Here is a 25,320-nt window from a genome sequence, read left to right as displayed (position 1 = left end):
AACACCGCGCCGCCTGAATTCACGACGGCTTCGCCGTCGAACGCAGCCTCGCAGGCTCGGCAGCTGCTACAGCTTGAGGTGTCATCCTTATCGGTTGTCACTCATCTGAAGCTGCCCATCCCAACCACCACCCAATGCCGCAATCAATTGCACGCTGGCAATCAGGCGACTTTGCAGCAGGTTCAGCATGTTGCGTTCGTTGCTCAACGCCGTAGCCTGAACCACCACCACATCGAGATAAGCAATCAGCCCGGCCTTGTACTGGTTCTGGGTCAAACGCAAGGATTCACGTGCCGCATCCAGTGCCTGCTGGCGCACTTCGGATTCGTTTTCCAGCACCTTGAGCTGGACCAGAAAATTCTCCACTTCACGGAAACCGTCGAGCACGGTCTGGCGGTACTTGGCCACGGTTTGATCGTAAGCCGCTACGCTGCTGTCGACTTGCGCCGAAATCTGGCCGCCGTCGAACAGGGTCATGGCCAATTGCGGCCCGACCGACCAAAAGCGATTAGGCAGGCTAAACCAGTTCGCATACGTGCTACTGCTATAGCCACCGTTCAGACTCAGCGTCAGATCCGGGTAGTAGGCGGCCTTGGCCACGCCAATATTGGCGTTGGCTGCCATCACCGAGCGCTCGGCGGAAGCAATGTCCGGACGGCGTTCCAGCAGCTGCGAAGGTACGTTCAGCGGAATCTGCGGCAATGCCGGGATGTCCGTGGTTTCGGCCAGGCTGAACTCGGCCGGAGCCAGCCCGATCAGAACAGCGATGGCGTTCTCGAATTGGGCACGCTGCCAGATCAGGTCGACCAGGTCAGCTTGAGTGCCTTTGAGCTGAGCCTGGGCCTGAGCCACAGCGTTTTTACCGGAGACACCAGCGCGGTATTGGTTCTCGGTCATTGTCAGTGAACGCTGATAGGCCTCGACCGTCGCTTCCAGCAGACGCTTCTGTTCATCGATGACCCGCAGTTGCAGGTAGTTCTGCACCAGTTGCGATTGCTGGCTCAGGCGCATCGCCGCCAGATCGGCAAAACTGGCCTCGGCGTTGGCGGTGTCGGCTTCGAGCCCACGGCGCAATTTACCCCAGACATCGGCCTCCCAACTGACGCCGGCCTGCGCGGTGTAAGTGTCACGAATGCCGCTGGAAGAACTGGTCAGGCTTGAGTTGCTGCTACCGGTGCCCTGGCTGGAGCGATTTTTCCCGACCGTCAGGTCCACGGTCGGGAAAAATGCACCACGGGCGCTGCGCACCAAAGCCTGGGCCTGGCGGTATTGCGCTTCGGACTGGGCAACCGTCTGGTTGGAACTGTTGAGTTTCTCGATCAGGCCATTGAGTTGCTGATCGCCGTACAGCTCCCACCAGGCACCCCGTGCCAGGGAATCGCTCGGGCTGGCCTGACGCCAACCTGCCGCTTCCTTGTATTGCGCCGGCGCGGCGGTTTGCGGGCGCTGATAGTCCGGGCCAACCGCGCAAGCGCTGAGCATCGCCACGCACAGCGCCAGGCTCAGCAAACGCGAACCCCGCCCCGCGATCAACGGGTTGGCTAGATTGATAAGCGAACGGTCAGTCATAGCGGAGTTTCCAGAGCAGCATCGGTTCGCACCCCACGCCATTTATTGAAGCGATGGCGCAGTTTGTCGAGATAGAGGTAAACCACCGGGGTGGTGTAAAGGGTCAGCACCTGGCTGAAGATCAGCCCGCCGATAATGGTCAGGCCCAACGGTTGGCGCATTTCTGCGCCTTCGGCACGGCTAAGCAGCAACGGCACTGCGCCGAGGATCGCCGCCAGGGTGGTCATCAGAATCGGTCGCAGACGTTGCAGGCAAGCACTGCGAATCGACTCCAGCGGTGCCAGGCCTTGATGGCGTTCGAGTTGCAGCGCGAGATCGATCATCAGAATCGCGTTCTTCTTCACCACACCGATCAGCAAAAACAGCCCCAGCAGTGAGATCAGGCTGAACTCACCACCCAACGCGTAAATCGACAGCAATGCGCCGACACCGGCCGACGGCAAGGTGGACAGAATCGTCAGCGGGTGAATGTAGCTTTCGTACAGAACACCCAACACCAGATACACCGCCACCAGCGCGCCAAGAATCATCCACGGTTGGCTTTTTTGAGTCGCGGCGAAGGCATCGGCGGTACCGGCCATTTTCACGATCACGTCTTCCGGCATGCCGAGCCGGGCAATCGCCCGCTCAATGGCGGCTGTGCCCTGCTCCACGGTCACGCCTTCGGCCATGTCGAAGGAAATGCTCTCGGAGGCGAACTGGCCTTCGTGACTGACGCGATCATCTTCCAGGCTGTTTTCGTAATGGGCGATGGTCGACAGCGGAATCCGCGCGCCAGCAGCGGTGATCACCTGAACCTGTTTAAGCGTGATCGGGTCCTGGGCGTATTTCGGGTTGACCTCCATAACCACCTGATACTGGTTAAGGCTGTCGTAAATCGTCGAAATCTGCCGCTGGCTGTACGCGTTGTTCAACACGGCGGTGACCATGTTCATGTCGACACCCAAGCGCTTGGCCTGATCCCGATCGACGATCAGGGTCACCTGTTGCGCACCGCGTCCCTCGCGGGCATCGATCGCAGTCAGCTCCGGCAAGGCCTTGAGCGCGGCCACGACCTTCGGATACCACTGGCGCAACTCGCCAAGGTCAGCGCTTTGCAGGATGTAGGAATACTGCGACGTGGTCTGCTCGCGACCGCCACCGAACTGCAGGTCCTGATCCGCCATCAACATCAGTTGTGCACCGGCCACCTTGGGCATTTCCTTGCGCAGCCGCTCGATGACTTTCTGCGCGGACAGGTTGCGTTCCTTGATCGGCTTCAGACGCACCAGCATGAAGGCATTGTTGGTGCCGTTGGTGCCACCGATGAAGCCGGCCACACTTTCAACTGCTTCGTCCTTGAGCACGGCACGGCGGAAAGTCTCCATTTTCGGCTGCATCACGTTGAACGACAGGCCGTCGTCGCCGCGCACGAAACCGATCAGCTGGCCGGTATCCTGCTGAGGAAGAAACGTTTTAGGAACAACCACATACAGCAGAATGTTAACGCCAATTGTCACTAGAAGGCTGAGCAACGTCAGGCGACGGTGGCGCAGCACCCAGTCGAGGCTGGTCGCATACTTGCCCACCAGCCACTCGTTGGCCCGCTGACTTGCCCGTTGCAGGCGATTTTCCTGACCCGGCGTATGCGGCTTGAGCCAGCGGGCGCAGAGCATCGGGGTCAATGTCAGCGAGACCAGCAGTGACACCACGATGGACGCTGCCAGCGTGATGGAGAACTCACGGAACAGGCTTTCGATGATCCCGCCCATGAACAGGATCGACAAGAACACCGCCACCAGCGAGACGTTCATCGACAGCAGCGTGAAGCCGACCTCCTGAGCCCCCAGATACGCGGCCTTCATCGGCGGCACGCCTTTGTCGATGTGCCGCGAAATGTTCTCCAGCACCACAATGGCGTCGTCCACCACCAACCCGGTGGCCAGAATCAGCGCCATCAGCGACAGGTTGTTCAGCGAGAACCCATAGAGGTACATCACCGCAAAGGTGCCGACCAGCGACACCGGTACCGCAAGGGTAGGAATCAGCGAGGCGCGCAAGTTACCGAGAAACAGGAACACCACCAGAATCACCAGCGCCACGGCAATCAGCAGGGTCATTTCCGCCTCGTGCAAGGTGGCCTTGATCACGGGTGAGCGGTCCATTGCCAGGTTCAGTTTGACGCTGGCCGGCAGCACGGCTTGCAACGCCGGCAATTGGGCCTTGATCTCGTTGACCGTCTCGATAATGTTGGCACCGGCCTGACGGTTGATCACCAGCAGCACCGCCGCGTCATCGTTGAAGAAGCCGCTGTTGTAGCGGTCCTCGACGCCGTCACTGACCTTGGCCACATCCTTCAACCGTAGCGCCGCGCCGTTTTTGTAGTGAATGATCAGCGACTCGTAATCCTTGGCTTTTTCCAGTTGATCATTGGCCTGAACCTGCCACAAACGCTGGTCGTCTTCGACCGAACCCTTGGGCCGACGCACGTTGGCATTGGCGATGGTGTTGCGCACATCGTCGAGCGCCACGCCGTACTGGCTGAGCGCATGCGGTTCGAGTTCAATACGCACCGCCGGCAAGGAGCTGCCGCCAATTTGCACTTCACCGACGCCCTGCACCTGGGACAGGCTCTGGGACAGAATCGTCGAGGCCAAATCGTAGAGCTGGCCCTTTTCCAACACATCGGACGTCAGCGACAGCACCATGATCGGTGCCTGGGACGGATTGACCTTCTTATAGGTCGGCATGCTGCGCATGCCGCTCGGCAGCAGGTTGCGCGAGGCGTTGATCGCCGCTTGTACTTCTCGCGCCGCGCCGTTGATATCGCGGTCGAGGTCGAACTGCAAAATCACCCGGGTCGAACCCTGGCTGGACCGGCTGCTCATGGTGTTGACCCCGGCGATGGCGCCGAAGGAACGTTCGAGCGGTGTGGCCACGGTCGAGGCCATCACCTCGGGGCTGGCGCCGGGAAGACTGGCTTGAACCACGATCACCGGGAAGTCCATTTGCGGCAGCGGCGACACCGGCAACAGGCCAAAGCTCACGCCGCCCAGCAGCATGATCGCCAGGCTCAGCAGCATGGTCGCGACCGGGCGCTTGATGAAAGGTCCCGAGAGGTTCATGGCTGCTCTACCGCATCCATGGACTCAGACTTGCGGCCCCAGCGCCGGCCGAGGCGGTCGAAATACAGATAGATCACAGGTGTGGTAAACAGCGTCAGCACCTGACTGACCAACAAACCGCCGACCATCACCAAACCCAGCGGCTGGCGCAGTTCTGCGCCGGAACCGGTGGCCAGCATCAACGGCATCGCACCGAACAATGCCGCCAGCGTGGTCATCAGGATCGGCCGGAAACGCAGCAGCGCCGCCTGATAGATCGCCGTCTCCGGGTCCATGCCCTGATTGCGCTCAGCGTCGAGGGCGAAGTCGATCATCATGATCGCGTTCTTCTTCACGATGCCGATCAACAAGATGATGCCGATGATTGCGATCATCCCCAGGTCATTGCCGCTCAACAGCAACGCCAGCAAGGCGCCGACCGCCGCCGAGGGCAAGGTCGAGAGAATGGTGATCGGGTGGATGTAGCTCTCGTAGAGCACGCCCAGCACGATGTACATGGTCACCACCGCCGCCAGAATCAGCAGCAAGGTACTCGACAGCGACGCCTGGAACGCTTCGGCCGCCCCCTGGAACTGGGTCTGCACGCCAATCGGCATGCCGATGTCTTTCTGCACCTGATCGATGATCTGCACCGCCGGCCCCAAAGCCACGCCGTGGGCAAGGTTGAAGGACATCATCACGGCCGGGAACTGGCCAATGTGCGTAATCGCCAATTGCGCCTGACGCTCTTCGACATGTGCCAGGCTCGACAGCCGAACCTGTCCACCATCGGTGGTCTTGACGTGGATCTGGTTCAGCGCACTGGGGCCGATTTTCTCGCCGGACTGCGATTGCAGGACCACGCGGTACTGGCTGGCCTGGGTGTAGATGGTGGAAATCTGCCGCTGACCGAAGGCGTCGTACAGCGCGTCGGTGATATTCGATACCGACACGCCGACCCGCGACGCCGCATCGCGGTCGATCACCAGATAGACCTGCAGCCCCTTGTCCTGCAAATCGCTGGCGACGTCGGTCAGCTCGGGCCGCTGAGCCAATGCCGCCACCAAGCGACCGCTCCACAGGCTCAACAATTCCGAGTCCGGCGATGACATGCTGAACTGGTACTGCGTGCGGCTGACCCGATCTTCGATGGTCAGGTCCTGCACCGGCTGCATGAACAGGCGGATGCCGACCAGTTTGTCGAGTTCCGGTTGCAGGCGGGCAATCACGTCGGTCGCGCTCAAGTTGCGGGCGCTGTGGGATTTGAGGTTGATCAGCAAGCGACCACTGTTGAGCGTGGCGTTGTCGCCGTCGACGCCGATGTAGGACGACAGGCTCTCGACCGCCGGGTCGGCGAGGATGACCTTGGCCAGTGCTTGCTGACGCTCGCTCATTGCCGCAAAGGAAATCGACTGCGGCGCTTCGGAAATACCTTGAATCACCCCGGTGTCCTGCACGGGGAAAAAGCCCTTGGGCACGACTGTGTAAAGGAACACGGTCAGTGCCAGCGTGCCGATGGCCACCAGCAGCGTCAGCGGTTGATGCTTGAGAACCCACTTTAACTTGCGCCCGTAAGCCGCGATCATCCAATCAATTGCGGCACCACTTGCGCGGTAAAAACGCCCCTGTTGCTCTTCCTTGGGTTCTCGCTTGAGCAAACGCGCGCACATCATTGGCGTCAGGGTCAGGGACACCACGAGGGAGATCAGGATCGCGACCGCCAGGGTGATGGCGAATTCGCGGAACAAGCGCCCTACTACGTCGGCCATGAACAGCAGCGGGATCAGTACCGCAATCAGCGACAGGGTCAGGGAAATCAGGGTGAAACCAATCTGCTTGGCGCCCTTGAGTGCCGCGTTCAAGGGGCTGTAGCCCTCTTCGATAAATCGCGAAATGTTCTCCAGCATGACGATCGCATCGTCCACCACGAAACCGGTGGCGATGGTCAGGGCCATCAGGGTCAGGTTGTTGACCGAGAAACCCGCGAGGTACATCACGCCAAAGGTGCCAATCAGCGACAACGGCACGGCGACCGACGGGATGATCGTGGCGCTGGCCCGCCGCAGGAACAGGAACGTGACCATCACCACCAGTGCGATGGCGATGAGCAATTCGTGTTGCACGTCTTTGACCGAGGCACGAATGGTCTGGGTCCGGTCGGTAAGGACCGTGACATCGAGGCCGGCCGGCAGGTTGTCGGTGATGCTCGGCAGCAACGCCTTGATCCGGTCGACCACCTCGATGACGTTGGCGCCGGGCTGACGCTGGATGTTCAGCAGCACCGCCTGGTTTTCGTTGGCCCAGGCCGCCAGACGTTCGTTCTCGGCACCGTCGACGATCTCTGCCACGTCCTTGAGCCGCAATGGCGCGCCCTTGGCGTAGGCGAGGATGAGGTTGGCGTAGTCCTTGGGCGAGGTCAGCTGGTCGTTGGCATCCAGCATCGAGACCCGGGTCGGTCCATCAAAGTTGCCTTTGGGCTGGTTGACGTTGGACGCACCAATCAAGGTGCGCACATCCGACAGGTTAAGGCCGTTGGCCGCGAGGGCTTCGGGGTTGACCTTGATTCGCACGGCCTGGCGCTGCCCGCCCGCTATGCTGACCATCCCGACGCCGCTGATCTGGGCGATTTTTTGCGCCATGCGGGTGTCGACCAAATCGTTGAGTTTGGGCAGCAGCATGGTCTTGGAGGTGATGGCAAGGGTCAGCACCGGGGTGTCCGCCGGGTTGACCTTGTTGTACACCGGCGGCGCCGGCAGGTCCTTGGGCAACAAATTGGTCGCGGCGTTGATCGCGGCTTGCACCTGTTGCTCGGCGACGTCCATGTTGATGTCGAGGCTGAAACGCAAGGTCAGCACCGAAGCGCCGCCAGAACTGGTCGAGGCCATTTGAGTCAGGCCGGGCATCTGCCCGAACTGCCGCTCAAGGGGTGCGGTCACGGCGCTGGTCATCACATCCGGACTGGCACCGGGATAGAGCGTCATGACGCGGATGGTCGGGTAGTCGACCTGAGGCAACGCCGACACTGGCAGCAGGCGATAAGCGATGAGGCCGGCCAGCACAATGGCCAGCATACTCAGGGTGGTGGCAACCGGACGAAGGATGAACAGCCGCGAGATGTTCATGCGCCGCCCTTTTTCGCCTTGTCGGTGGTTGCCGGGTCAGTCGCGCCGGCTGCCGATTTCCCCTGCAGGTGGCCGGCCGGGGGGGTCGGTACGTCCTGAGTATCGTTGACCACCTCCACCTCGCTGCCTTCTTTCAGGCGGTCAGTGCCTTCCAGGACCACCCGGTCACCGGGAGCCAGGCCTTCAATAATCACCGTGTTATTGCCGTCACTGGCGCCGACTTTCAACTGACGGATGGTGACCTTCTTGTCACCGTCCAGCGCATAGACGAACGTACCGTTGGTGCCGAACTGGATCGCTGCCGAGGGCGCGAGCACAACGTCCTTGAGGGTATCGGCCAGCAGGTGGACGTTGACGAATTGATTAGGGAACAACGACTGATCGCGGTTTTCGTAACGCGCCTTGAATTTCAGCGTGCCCGTGGTCACGTCGATCTGGTTATCCAGGCTCTGCAATACGCCGCTCGCTTGCAATTTGGTATCGCCGCGATCCCAGGCTTCGACCGGCAGTTTTGCGCCGGAGCGATATCGGGCCAGCACGGTTTCCAGGCTGTTTTCCGGCAAGGTGAACGCCACACTGATCGGCTGGGTCTGGGTGATGATCGCCAGCGCGGTCGTGTCGTTGGCCGACACCAGATTGCCGACGTCCAGCTGACGCAGGCCCACACGCCCGGAAATCGGTGCGCGGATCTGGGTGAATTCCAGATTGAGCCTGGCGTCGTTGACCGCTGCCTGGTTGGTCTTGACCGTGCCCTGATACTGGCCCACCAGTGCTTCGGCGGTGTCCAGGGTCTGCTTGGCGATACTGTCTTCGCGATACAGGCCGCGATAACGCTCGACATCGAGCTGGGCGTTTTTCAATTGCGCCTGATTCTGCAACAACGTGCCTTCGGCCTGAAGCAAGGCGTTCTGGTAAGGACGTGGGTCGATTTCAGCCAGCAAGTCCCCCGCCTTGACCATTTGCCCTTCTTCGAAGGAGATCTTCATCAATTCGCCGCCAACACGGCTGCGCACATTGATGGTATTGAGCGCCGTGACGGTGCCCAGTGCCTTGTAGTACAGCGCGAAGTCGCCTTTGACCGCGGGGGCCACACGCACCGGGACCGGCCCGGTCGCCCCGCCGAACCCCGGACGCATCGCCCCCGACCTGCCGGTATGCCCGGCGACGGCTTTTTGCCCTGCAACCTCTTTATGGCTGCTGTCGGCGGGCCAGAATTTCCAGCACAGCCCCGCGATGACCAACAGGACAAGCAGGCCAAACAGCCAGCGACGGGGATTGCGGGAAGCGGAGGATTGCATTGAATGATCAACCATTGGGCGCGTGGGCTTCTTCTACATGAGGCTGAACGATAAGCACTGGCGACTATTAAGCAAAGCGCCTTTACCGGCAATTTACCTTTGGCTTACGTAACAGGATGTTTATCCAAGACACTGAATCACAAATGAAAACGGCCTGGACAGAGCCAGGCCGTTAACAAGTGTAAAACCGGGCTTATTTCAGAACGGCAAGCGCGGCTTCGTAGTTGGGTTCTTGACCGATTTCGCTGACCAGTTCGCTGTGCAGCACTTTGTCGTTTTCGTCCAGTACCACAACGGCACGGGCGGTCAGGCCTTTGAGTGGACCATCGGCAATTGCCACGCCGTAGTTTTCGATGAACTCGGCACCGCGCAGGGTCGACAGGTTCTGTACGTTTTCCAGACCTTCAGCGCCGCAGAAGCGGGCCTGGGCGAACGGCAGGTCAGCGGAAATGCACAGCACCACGGTGTTGGCGACGTCATTGGCTTGCGCGTTGAACTTGCGAACCGAGGTGGCGCAGGTCGGGGTGTCGATGCTCGGGAAAATGTTCAGCACTTTGCGCTTGCCGGCGAAGCTCGCCAGGGTCACATCGGACAGATTGCCGGCAACCAGGGAAAAGGCTGGCGCCTTGGAACCGGCTTGTGGCAGTTGGCCGTTGACTTGAACCGGATTGCCTTTAAGAGTGACTTGAGCCATGAACGGAGTCCTTCTGAACGTTGATGTAGAGAATTTTGACGAGGCCGAAGTTAACCACGAAATGGTCCGACGACCTATGCCCAGATACAAATTGTGATGTATCGCCGCATCAATTGGATACAACCCTGACTGCCAACACAAAACCCTGTAGGAACGAGCTTGCTCGCGATGGTGCAATGGCCGTCACTGTACGTGTTGAATGTTATGCCGCTATTGCGAGCAAGCCCGCTCCCACAGGATCGCACGCAGACTGATACAGCGTACCCCTTCTCCTGCCACAACCCGGTGTACATGACGAAAGGCCGCCACCAGCCCTAATGCCAGTCAGTTAAGAAAATCTCAGGCGAAACACGCTCTTGGTAGCAGATCGCGTTACGGCTTAACTGACTGGCATTAGCCATCAGCCCTAAACTTTTTTTGTTGACGTCGATGTCGATCCGGGCGCCGCTCATTCGACTAGACGGTAAACCATTCATACCCAGAGGAGATAAGACCATGCGATTCATGATCATCATCAAAGCCAGCCAGGATTCCGAGGCCGGTGTAATGCCCAGCCAGGATCTGCTGACCGCAATGGGCAACTATAACGAGGAACTGGCCAAGGCCGGCGTCCTTCTCGCGGGCGAGGGCCTGCACCCCAGCAGCAAAGGCGCCCGCGTGCGTTTCTCGGGTGAAAAACGCTCGGTGATCGACGGTCCCTTTGCCGAAACCAAGGAACTGATCGCCGGCTTTTGGCTGTGGCAGGTGAAGTCGAAAGAGGAAGCCATCGAGTGGGTCAAACGCTGCCCCAACCCGATGCCGGGCACCGAGGCGGAGATCGAGATTCGCCAGGTGTTTGAAATGGACGATTTCGGTGCGCAGCTAACGCCGGAATTGCGGGAGCAGGAAGAGCGAGCATTTGGGCAGGGGAAGAAGTGTTGAGCATTTCATTGATCCATCAGTAAAAATTGCCGTGGCGGGAGAGCAAGCACTCACGCCACAACGATCGCGATAGAGATGCATCGCGAACAACACCTATCAGTTCTGCTAGTAGACAGCGCCTGCACAATAGATAAAGCTCAGTATCCCTGTCCAAAGGGGGCTCGGGAGCGTTTGCCATGCGCAAAATCAGGCTTTGTCGTTACGCATACGACCCACTGGATCGGCTCGTCGGGACGTCGTCACTGACGGATGCCGAATCTCAACGTTTTTACTGCAAAAGTCGGTTGGCCACAGAAATTGGGGGCCAATCGAATCACTCGATGTTCCAACAGGACGATCAACTTCTCGCACAGCAACAGTGCAATGGGACAACGGTGCATGCCACATTGCTTGCTATCGATCAGCAACGGTCGGTGCTGCATACCCTTGACTCTCAACCGTCCCCACCCATCGCCTATTCCCCTTACGGTCATCGCCCCGTCAATAGTGGCTTGCAGAGCCTGCTCGGATTCAATGGCGAACGGCGAGACCCGGTGACTGGACATTATCTATTGGGCATTGGATATCGGGCGTTTAACCCGGTATTGATGCGATTTAACAGCCCGGACAGTTGGAGTCCGTTCGGAGGTGGTGGGTTGAATCCGTATGCGTATTGTCTGGGGGATCCGATTAATCGAAGTGATGAAACGGGGCACGTAACACTTGCCTTATTTAAAGGACTGGCGCGAGCAAAAGTTTCATTGTCTGCTTCGTTGGGACGTGCAAGAGCTCGACTCGCAATGGTTAAAAAACCCGAAACGCATCTTTACCAGAGTTACCACGACAGAGTTGAAACTTTAAATGTCATTCGATACGGGCTGAGAACCACTGTTCGCAATGAAAACGGATTTACACACTTCACCTATCCATCTGGCCTTCAGCGAAGCGTGAGAAATGCCCCGTTTTCATTGCTTGAGTCAAGTTACAACGCGGCACACGGTGGCCTTTTACAACCGGGCTTTCTCCCTGACACCCCACCCCTGCCAGCACAACACTTAAACGCTCTAGAGCAAAACCTAGCCTCACGGAACTTTAACAACTACATGTCCCGAAACCAGATACACCAGTTTTCACCCGAAATAGCAAGAACCGATGCGTTGAACGCCCTGAGAGGAAACGCTCTGGGAGTGCCGCCCAGCTATGCAGAATATAGAATGCGTCGATACATGAAGAGGAACAATACCGGTGCAGGGAGGTACGACGATCGCGGAAAAGCTTATGAAACAGCCCTCGCCGAGCACCAAGCGTCCATCCGAAATAATAATTAACCGAGCGGGGATCCTTTTTGCGACCTTCAATACCTTCAGTGTAATGGACCGTGAGGTCGCTGATTTCGCTGAGTTGATGAAAGACTGCGCCACCGCGTCATCGTTCATCGTCGAATCGCCGCCCACAGTGGATTTTCTGTAGGCACAAAATGCCTGTACGACAACAATCAAATGTGCGAGCCCGCTCGCGAATGAGGCCATCAGCGTCAATAGATCACTTGGACTTGAGTTTCAGCTACGACTGATGCAAATCCGAAGCCCAGCCACCACCGTCATTTGACAGACGCCGGCCATCCGGCAAAGCTAGCATCAGCTAGAACCCGCGCCTGACGGCAAACGCCCCTGGACTACGGAAGTCGTAATGCCGAAACATAAAAACAATGCGGTAAATCCAAAGCCTGACTCGCAACCGACCCTGTTTAATCGCTACCTGTTCCCCCTCACCATCGGCGTCTTGTTATTGGCCGTTGCGGGCATCGGGTGGTTTCTGCTGAGCAGCAAACCGGCCCCTGTGACCGCTGCGCCGATCAGCGCTCCCGTTGCTCAGACGGTCAAACCAAAACCGGCCGCCGTCGCACCGGCGATGATGGTCGATGAGCAACAATGCCAGGGCTGCCACAGCGCTCAAGTCAAGGACTGGCAAGGCTCCCATCACCAAATGGCGATGCAGGAAGCCAATGCCGAGACGATGCTGGGTGACTTCAACAACGTCACTTTCAAAGCACAAAGCGAAACCACCCGCTTTTCACGCAAAGACAACGGATTCTGGGTCAACACGCCCGGCATCGATGGCAAGAACGCTGACTTCAAGGTGGCCTACACCTTTGGCATTGCGCCGTTGCAGCAATACCTGATCGAGGTCGGCGAAGGTCGGTTACAAGCGCTGGGCATAGCCTGGGATACCGAGAAACATCGCTGGTTTCACCTCTATCCCGGTCAGGGCGTGAACTTCAAAGACCCGCGGCACTGGAGCAAACCGAGTCAGAACGCCAACTTCATGTGCGTCGAGTGCCACACCACCGGGTACAAGCGCAATTTCGATGCGGCGAAAAACACCTTTGACAGCCACTGGAACAGCCTCGGTGTCGGCTGTCAGGCCTGCCACGGCCCCGCCTCGAATCACCTGGAATGGACTGCCAAAAAAACCGACCTGGTCCATGCCGGTTTTGCCGTCGACCTCAAGGACAAGAACGCCACCGTCGAAATCGAAACCTGTGCTCGCTGCCACTCGCGCCGCGCACCACTGGGTGACGGTTTTACCGTGGGCAAGCGCCTGATGGACGCCTACCTGCCAAGCGTCTTGACCCGCGAACTGTATGCGCTGGACGGCAAGATCAAGGATGAAGTGTTTGAACACGGCTCCTTTGCCCAAAGCAAAATGTTCGACAAAGGCGTGCGCTGCAGTAACTGCCACAACCCTCACAGCACCGAACTGAAGGCACCGGGCAACGGCGTCTGTTTGCAGTGCCACAACACCGCCGGCAAAACCGCCGTCGAAGGCGTCGACGGCAAAGGCCTGCAAGCGAAGAACTACGACTCCATCGAACACACCCGCCACACCATGGGACAACCGGGTTCGCAGTGCGTGGATTGCCACATGCCCGGCAAGTTCTACATGGGCAATGACTTCCGGCATGACCACAGCTTCAGCATTCCCAACCCTGAACGGGCGAAAAAGCTCGGTACGCCTGACGCCTGCCTGACCTGTCACCAAGGCAAGGCTGGCGACAAGGTCACCGAACAGTTCAAGCTCTGGAACACGTCCACCGCCGCGCAAGCCCCACGCTACGACGAAAGCCTGTGGCTGATTCGCAACGGCCAGCCCGGCGCGGCGCAGGCGTTGTACGAGCAGCTGCAACGCAGCAACTTGCCAGCGATTCAACGCGCGACCCTGCTGGCTGAACTGCCGCTGTATCCGAGCGAACAGGCATTGAAACTGGCCACCCAGGACCTGAGCAACCCGGCACCGCAAGTGCGCGAAAGCGCCATTCGGGCCATCAGTGCGTTCCTGCCGCCGCCCCAACGTGCGCCGCTGCTGACGCCGTTGCTGGGCGATCCAGTGAAGGCTGTACGCATTGCCGCCGCCCGGGATTTGCTTAGCGTCGCCCGCAATGGTCTGGGTAACGCCCAGGCCAACTGGAATGCCGCCATCGCCGAATACGAGGACGTGCAAAGGAACCTGGCCGAACGCGCTGAAGCCAACCTCAACCTCGCGACGCTTTATCAGGCCAGCGGCCGTAGTGGCGAAGTCGAAGCGCTGCTGCGCACGGCGCTCAAGCGTGACCCGGATTTCTACCCGGCCCTGGTGACACTGGTGCAATGGCTGGAGGCCAACGGACGCAGTCAGGAAGCTCAAGCACTGCTGGCGCAGAGCCTGAAACAACACCCTGACGCTGCGCTGCTGCAACACACCCAAGGCTTGTCGCTGGTACGTGCCGGCAAATCAGACCAGGCCATGACCGCCCTGCGCAAAGCCGCGCAACTGGAGCCACAAAACGCCCAGTACGGCTATGTACTGGCGGTGGCGTTGCACGACAGTGGCAAGATCGATCAGGCCTGTGCAGAGCTTGAAAGGTTGTTGAAGGTGCAACCGGCCAATCGCACTGCACGACTGGCGTTGATCCAGTATTACCTGAACAGCGGACAGGAACCGAAGGCCCAGGTGTTGCTGCAAGGCTGGAAGAAAATGAACATGGGGGATCCGGCGTTGAAGTAAACCTGTAGCAGCTGCCGAGCAGCGCGAGGCTGCGTTCGGCTGCGCAGCAGTCGTGAAATAATACGATGCATTTCTTCAGCAAGACCGCATTCATAGGGTTTACGACTGCTTCGCAGCCGAACGCAGCCTCGCGCTGCTCGGCAGCTGCTACAAAGCGGTGTTGTGCGTTAGGGATTAGCGCCGGCGGAACAACGGCCGACCACGCTCACCGCAGCCAAGCCCTTCAACGCATCCTCGGCGGATTTATCTTCACGCACCGCGAAACTGTCGAAATCACATTGACGCATGTGGATGAGTTGGTCGCGCAACACATCGCTAATGGCTCGCAACTCCCCGGTCAAGCCCAACGAGTGCGCAGCAAATACGCCTGACTGCAACCGAGACCATCGCGAAAACACGGCCACGGGTGGATTATTTCAACCGCCGCGCCCCAAGGACGTTGGCTGTTCTTAGAACATCTAAGGCAGGCTTAGAGTAATAATGTAATTGCCTGATCTCACCGGGTGACCTGCGCCGTCCACCAACGCGTATTGCTGGTCGAACTCACCACCATCGAGACGGCCGCTCACCACCAGTCTCACTCCGCTGAAGCATTATCGAGTGTGCTGACAGAAACGCCGTAGGCGCAATCCGGGATGTGTGATCCGTTGTGGGGGGATGTTCCGCCTCGGCGGGATTCCAATTTCACTCAACACCAAAATAACCAAGCGATATAAATTAGCCGAAGTTTCCATATTTGCAACTAGCAGAACTGATAGTGTTCGGCAAAAAAAAAGAGGCGCAAGCTTACAGCATCCTCAACAATTGAGAATGCCATCATGAACAATGACGAAAGCTTTTCAAGCGACCAGACGTTAACTTCAACTCCAGATTCCGCAACTCAAAAAACAGAAACCAATGTTGACTACAGTCGATGGATGACTAACATTAGCGCGCAGATTTCCGGTTTGAAAATTCATCAACTTGTATTACCCTCAGCGCATAATGCGGGCAGTGACATGAAAGCGCTAGAATTTTTTGAAGAACTGTACGCTGCCTGCCAGGATGATTCATTTAGTTACCAACTTGAACTAGGAGTAAGAGTTTTCGATCTACGCCTCAAAAACACAAGCTATAACTCATGCGGAAGTGTAAACTGCACCACCATTAAGAAAATGCGTTTCGTTCATGGTGTAGTAGAATCCCGCTTTCTTCCCGACTGTGTAAAAACGATGAAACAGTTCGCCGAAAGCAACCCGAAAGAACTGATTATTCTTAATATCCATCAGTTTGATCGTGGTTCTCTCGGGAATGGTGCACGGATCTGCCGGGACTATCTCGCCCCTTTAGATGGCCTGCTACTGCCAAAGCCCGCAGCCACCATGACGATGGGAGAAATATACGCAAACTATCCCGGTAAAAATATAATCATTTGTGCTCCAGGGGAAATTTCAGCACTAAATGGTAATTATTGGTCTCAGTTAACTCATGTCTGGTCGGGAAAGAATGGCATGGCCGATCTAGTTGAGTTCATGCGCGATATAAACTCAACACTCAGATATCGCGGCACTGAACTTATCGACCGCATATGGTCATTTCAGGCCGTCGCCTATAGTGCTACCGGCCCCGTACGAATGAAGTCTGACCATCAATTCTGGAAGGATATGTACGACCTTGAAAACGGGCTAGGGGCAAAGTGCAACATTATAAACGCCGACTTCATTGGAAGCACCGGTCTTGTCGATTTTTGCATTGAGAGGAATAGGGAAAAAGGTCTTGACAACATCCCACCTTCCACACCGTCAAATTTTATCGCGAGACAGAAGGGTCCGGGAGATCAAGACATCTACGAGGTGGAGTTGCTATGGAACAAAAGTACGGATAACAATAAAACCCTGCATTACTACAACATCCTCCAGAACGATGTGAAGGTGGGATGGACTACAACAACCAACTATCAACTATCGAACGTCCGCCCCTTGCCTTACACATATACAGTCGAAGCCGTCGATACAGCAGCTAATGTTTCGCCTCCCTCGCGGGGAGCCTTTCTTCATCTTAAGGACACTACACCGCCGACAAAGCCTGAAAATTTGCAACTTATTGATGTAAGAATGAGATCTGCAACCCTGACTTGGAGTGCATCTTACGATGCGTCTGGTCCTGTTGAATACGTGGTGACTCATGAAGGCAAAGACTCCCCACCACAAAAGGAGCTGAGTTATCATGTAGCCAACCTGGACATCGAGACTGCATATACCTTTAAGTTGCGTGCTCTGGACGTTAGTGGAAAATACTCGGTTCCCGCTTCAATTATTTTGGATGTGCGGCCTGGAAAGCCGAGAAACCCCAGTAGCCACAGTGTGTTTATAGCCGAAAAATGGCCTATGGAACACATTGAATGGGAGGCGGATGTCGATACCAGCATCGATTACGAACACATAATTAAAATGGATGACAGCAATCATACTTTCAGCCAGGGACGGCCCGCACCTGGCACCCTTAAAAACGAATCTCTTCAGATGAGTGAAGACAATAAGGTTCGAACTGCTGAAATACGCTCAAGACTACGAGGCACAAAGGAGACATCCGAACCTCTTTTATTTACTTTCAGAACTGATGTAACCCCTCCCAAACCGCCGACCAACCTGAAGTTTTCCAGAACCGAGAATTCTGTAACGCTGACTTGGACAGCTTCAGTCGATGAAGATATAACGCACTACGTAATACTGCGCGATGAAGAAGTGCCTTTCTTTATTCCTGCCTCCGAATGCAGTTATACCGCTCACAATTTACCTTCCACATCGAGTTATCTGTTTCGGATTTGGGCCATAGACGGTGTTAAACGCCCCTCAGAGTGGATTTTCATTTATGTCTCGAAAGACTCCACGCCACCCAGCAAGCCGGGGACCCCGGAATTCAGCGACATCACCTTTACCTCATCCGACGTAAAGTGGGCACCATCCACTGACAATATCGGCGTAACAGGTTATGAAGTATCGGTTAATGGCAGTGCGACGATGGTCACCGAGACCGGCCACACCTTGACCGGTTTGAAACACTCAACCTCGTACACTGTCGAGGTCAGAGCCACAGATTTCCCCGGAAACCTTTCTCAGCCTGCGACCGCTGCCTTCAATACATTGGTACTTAACCCCCCCACCAAACCCGGTATTCCACAACCGAGCAATTTGACGGATGCATCCGTAACATTGACTTGGGCGCCATCGACTGACAATGGCGGAGAAATTAAGTACCTCATTTATTTGAACGGCTACCTTGTCGCCCGGACTGAACAGCCTCAGTTCAATCTCAAGTACCTGCAAAGCCATTCCGATTATAGCGTCGAAGTACGAGCAATTAATGACGCCGGTCGATCCGAACCGGCCGGCACTACCTTCAAGACCAGATTGCGTCCACCTACCCACCTTCGGTTCAGCCACAGTAACGGGCTCTGCAGACTGGCGTGGGATCCCGTCTTCAGGCAACACCCGGCTCATGAAGTCTCCATCAATGGCCAGGTATTCACGACAGCCCCTGGTCGCTGGGGTTACAACTTCAAGCTGGCTGACGTCTCGCCTGGCCCGGTTCCACACCATTTCAAATTTTCGGTTCATGCCAAGTTGGACGGGGATACTTCTGAAGTGGCGTTGCTCGAGAAAACCGTGGCTGACGACGTTCCTCCGAGCGCACCAGGCGCTCCAGTCGTCAGCGCAATAACCGACTCTGGCGCAACGCTGACTTGGGAACCCTCTAGTGACAATATTGGCGTCACCGGTTATCGCGTTCTGCTGAACGGATTACTGTTTTCGACCCCAGACACTCATTTCACGTTTACAAAACTGACAAGCGGCGCCTATCACCGGGTATACGTGGGTGCACGTGACAAAGATGGAAACGTCTCCGCATACAGCCGGAGCGCTGTGTTCAAAACCACGGGGCAGGCACCACAGCCGGCGCCTGCTTCGCCAAGCGCGCAGCTCATTCCTCGGACATCAACTTCAGTGAGATTGGAGTGGTCAAAGGGAGAGGGGGGTGCCACACAGGGGGTCAGAGTCTTGGTCAATGATGAGCACCGTTTCGATTCATTGATCACCGGTATTGATCTAAATCTGGAGCTCGACGTTGAGCATACAATCAGCGTCTCGGCTTTTGACGTGTATGGTCAGCTATCTGAACCCACCGTGCTGACTTATGTTCCGAAGGACGTCACCCCACCGAGCCTGCCGGGAAATCTACACATCGCTGAAGCAACCACTGACTCAGTCACGCTGGCCTGGGAGTCTTCAACCGACGACATCGGAGTTCATGAATATGTGATCTACAACAATCACGAATACTTCGATAGCACACCACTGACGCATTACACAGCCGTCAACTTGCTTCCCGGCACCTACTCGTTCGAGGTGTGTGCCCTGGACCTTTCCGGCAATGCCTCCGAGCCAGCTGCAATAACCGTTCGTACGCAAGGCCCGCCGCCGAGTGCACCGAGCAACTTTCGGTTCACCCAACCAGGGTTAGTACCCACGCTGGAATGGGATGCACCGATTGATATGGAGGATGTACTGCGCTATGACATCGTTTTGACCGGTCCACAGGGGACTGAGCTGCCTTACCAGTCAGTCAATACCTTTTTGAAACCGATCCTGCTTCCACGCACCCGCTACGAGGTCAGCATTACAGCGGTGAGCGCGTTGGATCGGTCACTGCCGTTAATTTCCGAGTTGACCACAAAGTAAAAAGCAGTGGTTCCGAATACCGGTCTCCGAGACTAACAACACAAACGTGTTTGTAGTCTCGGAGACCGGCTTTTCAACAACCCTTTTGAAACAACAGCGCTCTTGGCCAATGAATATGCTGTTATCCCCGCTCACGCGGAATCAAACTCTGCAACTGCTGCGCCAAAAAGTTCGCATCAAACGCAAAGGTGTCCGGATCTTTCAAGCCATTGGTCTTGCGCCACTGCCAGCTGCTTGACGGCGGCAGGCACACCAGCGAGATGCTGCCATACCGCGCGGCGGTCAGGCCCATCACCGCCAATGAAATCTGCCCACCCGCACCCATCACGTCCGGCACGAACTCCACCGGTTTGCCGGCGATCACGATGCTCAGTTTCTCGGTCTTGAACGTCGATGTTTCGACCGGAACGCTCGGACCCGATGCGACATACGCCTCGCGGCTGACTTCCAGCAGATTTGGTGCCTGGACCGGTTCAAGCCACTGCTGGATCTGATCGAACAACTCACCAATACGCGTCGCCCACACGGCCGATTGCGACTCAAACAGTTGCTTTTTGTGCGCTTCGCTTTCTGCGTAGTGGCGAAGCATCTCGCCCAGTTGCTGTACGTCGTCCATTGCGGTGTTCCTTTGATTGAAGCGGTGCTGCGGACTTTGAGCATGGCAGATGCGCGTTGTCGGCGTACAACTAATAGTCTGAGCGGTAGCGGTTGGAGGCGTGGTGAAGTGCATTGAGCATTTTCCGATAGATCAAAACTCGGATCCACGGGACACTCTCTCAAAAGTTGCCAACCACAGGAGCACGTTATGCGCACCATCGGCCTGATCGGCGGCATGAGCTGGGAGTCCAGCGCCGAGTATTACCGTCTCATCAACCAACAGGTACGCGACCGGCTCGGACCATTGCGTTCGGCGAAGTTGCTCATGTACAGCGTCGACTTCGGGCCTGTCGAACAGGCGCAACATGCCGGACGTTGGGACGATGCGGCGGCAATCCTGGTGGATGCGGCGCAGCGGCTGGTGGCTGGCGGTGCCGATTGCGTGGTGCTCTGTACCAACACCATGCACAAGGTGGCCGCGCAGATTCAGGCCGCGATCGACATTCCGTTTCTGCACATCGCGGACCCGACCGGTCAGGCAGCAGTCAGCGCTGGAGCACTGAAGGTCGGCCTGTTGGGCACCGCGTTTACCATGGAGCAGGACTTTCTGAAGGACCGCCTGACCGCGCAAGGGTTGACCGTGCTGGTGCCGGAGACCGAGGAACGCCAAGCGGTCCACCGGATCATCTATGACGAGTTGTGCGTCGGAGTGATCAGCGAGGCCTCGCGCAAGGTGTACCAACAAGTCATCGAATCGCTGACCCGACGCGGCGCCCAGGCGATCATCCTCGGCTGCACGGAAATCGGCATGCTGATCAAACCCGAGCACAGCGCCCTGCCCTTGCTCGACACCACCGAACTGCATGCGCAAGCGGCGGTGGCGTTCGCACTGGGCGACTGAATCAATGAGCCTTGGGCGTGCGACGCAGGCGCGCCATGCTCAAGGTGTCTACTAACATGCCGTCACGGACGGCGTAGTCGCGAAACAGCCCTTCGGTTTCGAAGCCAAACTTGCGGTACAAGCCGATGGCCGCTTCGTTGTCGCTATAGACCGAAAGCTCGACCCGTTGCAGATTCATCCAGTTGTCGGCGATGTCCAGTGCCGCCGCCAGCAGTTTTGTGCCGACACCTTTGCCTTGCCACGCCACCGCGACGCCCATGCCAAGGCTGCCCGCATGGCTGCGGCGAATCCGCAAAAATTGTTCCAGGCCTATGTTGCCGATGACCGCTCCTTGATGCAGCGCCACCAGCTGCACCACCCGTTCGTTGTCCGGCGTCAGGCGTTGGCGCCAGACCTCGGTGGACTGAAACGGCATTTGCAGCACTTGTCGGGTGACGGCTGGATCGTTGTAGAGAGCAGTGATGCCCTCGAGATGGGATTCGTTGAAGCGTTCGAGGGTGAAGACAGCGTCAGTGTGCGGCATGGGGTATTCGTCCTTGATACAGACATGGCCCCTTACTCTATAACGCAATCTTCGGACATGGCGAGAACCTTGTGGGAGCGAGCTTGAACACGATAGCAGTCGCACCTTCAACAATGATGTGCCTGAAACACCGCCATCGCGAGCAAGCTCGCTCCCACATTTTGGACAGTGATCAGCCTTCAAACCACTCCCTGCGCTCTTCGAAGGTGCTGCGGATCAGCTCGACGATCATCTGCACCTGCGCCTCTTCCCGGGATTGGGCATTGACCGCCATCCACACCTGACGCTGCGCAGGCTCGCTGAACAACCCTGGCAAGGCGATCAGCCCACGGTCGAAGTGACTCATATACCCAGGCAACAGGCCAATGCAGGCGCTGCAACGGATCATTTCCAGCATCAGCTCATAGGAATGCAGCTGCACCACCCCGGCCAGACGCTGTTCCACCAGGGTATTCCACGGCCGGAAACTGTCGACCTCACGGTCATGCTGCCATTGCACCAATAGAAAATCAGCCAGATCATCCAGGCTGTCCGGGCGCGCCGCCACCCGCGAGTAACGCTTGGCAATGTGTGGAAAGTAATCCAGCCGCGCCAGACGCTGCGGTTCACTGACGGCAAAACTCGGGCTTGGCAGCGGCGAATCGGTGCCGGCCAACCAGACCACCACATCGGCGCTGATTGCTTGCAAGGACAGCTCGCTGTCCAGGCTGATGATGTCCAGGCGCACGCGGGCATTGCGTCGCAGCAAGGCAACCAGATCGCGGCCGAGAATGTCATGCAGGATTGATTCGGCGACAGCCAGGCGAATCACGGGTTGTTCGAGCACCGGCAAATCGCGCTCGCGGGACAGGGCAATCAACTGCGAATGCAGCTGTAACCCTTCACGACTGAGGGCAAAACCATTGTCCGAGTGACTGAACAGCGAACAGTGAAGGTGCGCTTCCAGCTGCGCCAATTGTTTGCGCAGCAGCGTGGCCTTGATGTTGAGACTACGAGCCGCTTGCATAAAGCAGCCACAACGGGCACTGACCCGGAAAGCGTGCGCCAGCACCGGATCGATGGCTGCGACGAATGTGGATTCCATGACTGACATCGATGACTCCCTGTCCCTCTATCCTTGAAAGCCTGCATCAGGCGCAATGTTGTTCACTGTAGGAGCGAGCTTGCTCCGGGAACCCTGTGGGAGCGAGCCTGCTCGCGAAGAACGATGACGTGGTCTGTCTGTTAAACCGCGGTGTCTGCTTCGCGAGCAGGCTCGCTCCCACAAAATCCTTTAATGAGTAACATTGCCATCGTGCTCAGCGGTTATGAAACTGATGTGACACCTGCGGTAGAAAATCGATTCAGCCACTGGGGACCTGCCGAAAACTCACCGCCAGGCGATTCCAGCTGTTGATGGTGGTGACCGCAATGGTCAGGTCGACTATCTCGCTTTCGCTGAACTGCTCCCGCGCCAGGGCGTAGACGTCGTCCGGCACATGGCTTTCGGCGAGCAAGGTGACGGCTTCGGTCCAGGCCAGCGCCGCGCGCTCCCGAGGGTTGAAGAAGCCGCTGTCGCGCCAGACCACAATCGAATACAGGCGGCGGTCGGTCTCGCCGAGCCGGCGCGCATCCACCGAATGCATGTCGGTACAAAAAGCGCAGCCGTTGAGTTGTGAGGCGCGGATTTTAATCAGGTGCAGCAGGGCCGGCTCGATGCTGAGGTTACTGGTCAAGGCTTCCATGGCAATCATGGCTTTCATCGCTTTGGGCGATGCGCTGTAGTAATCCAGCCGGGGGTTCATGGCGCGACCTCGTGGATCGGATCTGTCTATCCAAGTTAGAGGGTCACGGACAGGCGTCACAGGTCCAATTGCGCGAAAAACCAGTGGACCACCTGACAACAGACCAATCGCAGGTTTTTCGACCACACAACTACTGTGCAGCCGCGCATGCGGGTAATCTGGCGCGACGCACACGCGCCTCACTCGTCCAGGAAACTCGTCGGTATGGAACTTCATGTCGTCATCAACGGCCGTAAGGACCTGGCAGGCCAGTTGTATAACCAACTGCGCAGCGCCATCGAAACCGGCCGCCTGGCCGCAGGGACGCAACTGCCGCCCAGCCGGCTGCTGGCTGAACAGCTGGGCATTTCGCGCAAAACCATTTCCGACACCTATGCGCAACTGACCTATGAAAACTTCCTCACCGGGGTGATCGGCAAAGGCACATACGTCAACGCCCGTGCAGAGAAAGTCACCCGAAAACAGAGCCATTCGGAGCTGGCGAGCTTCGATGTCATCGAGTCCTGGCGCAACCTGCCGCAGTTTTTGCGTCATCCGACCCTGGAAGGCTCGCTGCGCTACGACTTTATCGGTGGCGCGACCAGCAAGGGCCAGTTTCCCCAGGATGACTGGCGGCGCTGTACCTCTCACGCGTTGCGCCAGATCGCCGGTTCAAAAGGCTTGTACAGCCAGCCCGAAGGCCTGCCGGCGCTGCGCAATGCCATCGCCCGGCACATCGCGTTTTCTCGCGGGGTCAATTGCCAGGACGATGACGTGGTGGTGTGCAACGGTGCCCAACAGGCGCTGGACTTGATTTCGCGGGTGCTGACACAGCCAGGCAGCATCGTCGCCATGGAAGACCCCGGTTACCCACCGGCGCGCTTGCTGTTCGGCACCCACGGGGCCACCGTGATCGGGGTTCCCGTGGATGACGAAGGCATTCAAGTCGATAAAATCCCCTTGGGCACACGACTGATTTACGTCACGCCGTCCCACCAGTTTCCACTCGGCATGCCGATGAGTCAGGCGCGCCGGTCTGCACTGCTGGAACGAGCCTATGAATTGGGTGCGATCATCATCGAGGACGATTACGACAGCGAATTCCGCTACGAGGGCCGCCCTACCGATTCACTGCAAAGCATGGATGAGCGCGGCATCGTCGCCTACGTCGGGACCTTTTCCAAAACCTTGCTGCCGGAGCTGCGGCTGGGCTATGCGATCCTGCCGCCGGCGATTCTCGAAGCGGTGATCCGCGCCAAGCAACTGACCGACCTGCACACCTCCACCCTGCCCCAATGGGCGCTGGCCAAATTCATCGCCGAAGGCTGCCTGCTCAAGCACATCCGTCGCTGCCATACGATCTATGCCGGGCGCCGCGAGCGGATTTTGACGCGTATCGCCAGCGATCTTTCACCGTGGCTGGAGGCGGTCCCCAGCACGGCGGGGTTCCACATGGTGGTGATGTGCAAAGTGCCTATCGATATTCCATTAGTGATCGACCTGGCAAAAAAAGTCGAAGTCGGCCTCTATTCCATCGATGGCTTTTTCTACCAGCACCCGCCGCGGGCCGGGCTTTTGCTGGGTTTTGGTGCCATCGAGACCCTGGACATCGACATCGCCCTGGACCGTCTGCGGGACATTTTGCAGCAGGTCGGCTGACGGATTGGTCTGTGGCTTTATCCGGCGATTGGCTATTGGCGCCCCAAGGGTGCAGGCCTATCCTGCATAGGCGTTATCCCTCAATGAGCAGGATTCGTCCGGCCTGATTCAGGAGTGTGAGCAATGTCCTACGAAGTGATCAATACCGTAAAGGTGCAGGCCGCCGCCGGTCGCTCGGATGAACTGGGCAAGCAACTGCAAAAGATTGTCGAAACCCTGCGCGAACTACCGGGCTGTGAGTCCTATATGGTCGACCGTTGCCCCGAGGACAGCAACCGCTGGAACGTCAGCGCCCACTGGCAATCGGAAGCGGCCATGCACATGCATTTCAACTGCCCTGAAGTACAAGGCTTTATCGGCCTGATCGACAACCAGTTGGCGAATGCCGTGGATTTCAACAGCTTTCCGATCCGCTAAACCTGTAGCAGCTGTCGAGCAGCGCGAGGCTG

Annotated in this window: 16 protein-coding genes and 1 pseudogene; 7 read left to right on the top strand and 10 right to left on the bottom strand. The window is 57.5% G+C overall.

What is annotated here, in order from left to right:
- Positions 1–87: 87 nt before the first annotated feature.
- From ACM6IR_RS13415 to tpx, 5 genes are all read right to left on the bottom strand, one after another.
- Complete coding sequence (locus ACM6IR_RS13415; protein WP_414908143.1) at positions 88–1,569, bottom strand: efflux transporter outer membrane subunit; 1,482 nt, start codon at positions 1,567–1,569, stop codon at positions 88–90.
- Complete coding sequence (locus ACM6IR_RS13410; RefSeq protein WP_414908142.1) at positions 1,566–4,673, bottom strand: efflux RND transporter permease subunit; 3,108 nt, start codon at positions 4,671–4,673, stop codon at positions 1,566–1,568. Before ACM6IR_RS13410 ends, ACM6IR_RS13415 begins: the two co-directional genes overlap by 4 nt.
- Positions 4,670–7,774 carry an MdtB/MuxB family multidrug efflux RND transporter permease subunit gene (locus ACM6IR_RS13405; protein ID WP_414908141.1) on the bottom strand — a complete coding sequence of 1,035 codons (3,105 nt, stop codon included), beginning with the start codon at positions 7,772–7,774 and terminating at the stop codon, positions 4,670–4,672. The genes ACM6IR_RS13410 and ACM6IR_RS13405 overlap by 4 nt, the downstream gene beginning before the upstream one ends.
- Positions 7,771–9,087: an MdtA/MuxA family multidrug efflux RND transporter periplasmic adaptor subunit gene (locus ACM6IR_RS13400; protein WP_414908140.1), complete on the bottom strand. Its 1,317-nt coding sequence runs from the start codon at positions 9,085–9,087 to the stop codon at positions 7,771–7,773. The genes ACM6IR_RS13405 and ACM6IR_RS13400 overlap by 4 nt, the downstream gene beginning before the upstream one ends.
- 178 nt (positions 9,088–9,265) lie before the next feature.
- Positions 9,266–9,766, bottom strand: coding sequence for a thiol peroxidase (gene tpx / locus ACM6IR_RS13395; RefSeq protein ID WP_414908139.1), 501 nt, complete (start codon positions 9,764–9,766; stop codon positions 9,266–9,268).
- Between the two features lie 495 nt (positions 9,767–10,261).
- Here tpx and ACM6IR_RS13390 point away from each other — a divergent pair, with 495 nt between their 5' ends.
- The 3 genes from ACM6IR_RS13390 to ACM6IR_RS13380 all read left to right on the top strand — a co-directional run bounded on the left by ACM6IR_RS13390 (position 10,262) and on the right by ACM6IR_RS13380 (position 14,710).
- Positions 10,262–10,687, top strand: coding sequence for a YciI family protein (locus ACM6IR_RS13390; RefSeq protein WP_414908138.1), 426 nt, complete (start codon positions 10,262–10,264; stop codon positions 10,685–10,687).
- Positions 10,688–10,863: 176 nt separating this feature from the next.
- Complete coding sequence (locus ACM6IR_RS13385; protein ID WP_414908137.1) at positions 10,864–11,994, top strand: RHS repeat-associated core domain-containing protein; 1,131 nt, start codon at positions 10,864–10,866, stop codon at positions 11,992–11,994.
- Between the two features lie 361 nt (positions 11,995–12,355).
- A complete protein-coding gene (locus ACM6IR_RS13380; RefSeq protein ID WP_414908136.1) occupies positions 12,356–14,710 on the top strand; it encodes a tetratricopeptide repeat protein in 2,355 nt (784 codons plus the stop codon).
- A 167-nt stretch (positions 14,711–14,877) separates the two neighbouring features.
- Here ACM6IR_RS13380 and ACM6IR_RS13375 read toward each other — a convergent pair.
- Positions 14,878–15,113 (bottom strand): annotated as a pseudogene (locus ACM6IR_RS13375) (DUF934 domain-containing protein); the annotation flags it as partial.
- Positions 15,114–15,528: 415 nt separating this feature from the next.
- Between ACM6IR_RS13375 and ACM6IR_RS13370 the strand changes: the two are divergent.
- On the top strand, positions 15,529–19,428 hold the full coding sequence (locus ACM6IR_RS13370; protein ID WP_414908135.1) for a fibronectin type III domain-containing protein: 3,900 nt from the start codon (positions 15,529–15,531) through the stop codon (positions 19,426–19,428).
- 121 nt (positions 19,429–19,549) lie between these two features.
- Here ACM6IR_RS13370 and ACM6IR_RS13365 read toward each other — a convergent pair whose 3' ends face one another.
- A complete protein-coding gene (locus ACM6IR_RS13365; RefSeq protein WP_192409444.1) occupies positions 19,550–20,044 on the bottom strand; it encodes a hypothetical protein in 495 nt (164 codons plus the stop codon).
- Positions 20,045–20,233: 189 nt separating this feature from the next.
- Between ACM6IR_RS13365 and ACM6IR_RS13360 the strand changes: the two genes are divergently transcribed.
- Complete coding sequence (locus ACM6IR_RS13360) at positions 20,234–20,926, top strand: aspartate/glutamate racemase family protein (protein WP_414908134.1); 693 nt, start codon at positions 20,234–20,236, stop codon at positions 20,924–20,926.
- Between the two features lies 1 nt (position 20,927).
- Here ACM6IR_RS13360 and ACM6IR_RS13355 read toward each other — a convergent pair whose 3' ends face one another.
- From ACM6IR_RS13355 to ACM6IR_RS13345, 3 genes are all read right to left on the bottom strand, one after another.
- Complete coding sequence (locus ACM6IR_RS13355) at positions 20,928–21,449, bottom strand: GNAT family N-acetyltransferase (protein ID WP_414908133.1); 522 nt, start codon at positions 21,447–21,449, stop codon at positions 20,928–20,930.
- A gap of 172 nt (positions 21,450–21,621) precedes the next feature.
- Positions 21,622–22,542 carry a LysR substrate-binding domain-containing protein gene (locus ACM6IR_RS13350; protein ID WP_414908132.1) on the bottom strand — a complete coding sequence of 307 codons (921 nt, stop codon included), beginning with the start codon at positions 22,540–22,542 and terminating at the stop codon, positions 21,622–21,624.
- Between the two features lie 250 nt (positions 22,543–22,792).
- Positions 22,793–23,233 (bottom strand): carboxymuconolactone decarboxylase family protein, encoded by a 441-nt coding sequence (locus ACM6IR_RS13345; RefSeq protein WP_414908131.1) that lies wholly within the window; start codon positions 23,231–23,233, stop codon positions 22,793–22,795.
- A gap of 204 nt (positions 23,234–23,437) precedes the next feature.
- On the opposite strand from ACM6IR_RS13345, the gene ACM6IR_RS13340 reads away from it, so the two are divergent.
- Together ACM6IR_RS13340 and ACM6IR_RS13335 are read left to right on the top strand one after the other, a co-directional pair.
- The gene (locus ACM6IR_RS13340) at positions 23,438–24,871 is read left to right on the top strand and encodes a PLP-dependent aminotransferase family protein (RefSeq protein ID WP_414908130.1); all 1,434 of its coding nucleotides are present in this window, start codon (positions 23,438–23,440) and stop codon (positions 24,869–24,871) included.
- Between the two features lie 123 nt (positions 24,872–24,994).
- Positions 24,995–25,288 carry a putative quinol monooxygenase gene (locus ACM6IR_RS13335; protein WP_414908129.1) on the top strand — a complete coding sequence of 98 codons (294 nt, stop codon included), beginning with the start codon at positions 24,995–24,997 and terminating at the stop codon, positions 25,286–25,288.
- Positions 25,289–25,320 lie beyond the last annotated feature (32 nt).

The sequence above is a fragment of the Pseudomonas sp. IT-P253 genome (assembly GCF_949768125.1).
Lineage (GTDB): Bacteria > Pseudomonadota > Gammaproteobacteria > Pseudomonadales > Pseudomonadaceae > Aquipseudomonas.
The sequence above is the reverse complement of the archived record's forward strand: the minus strand, read 5'-3'. Positions and strand labels throughout refer to the sequence as shown.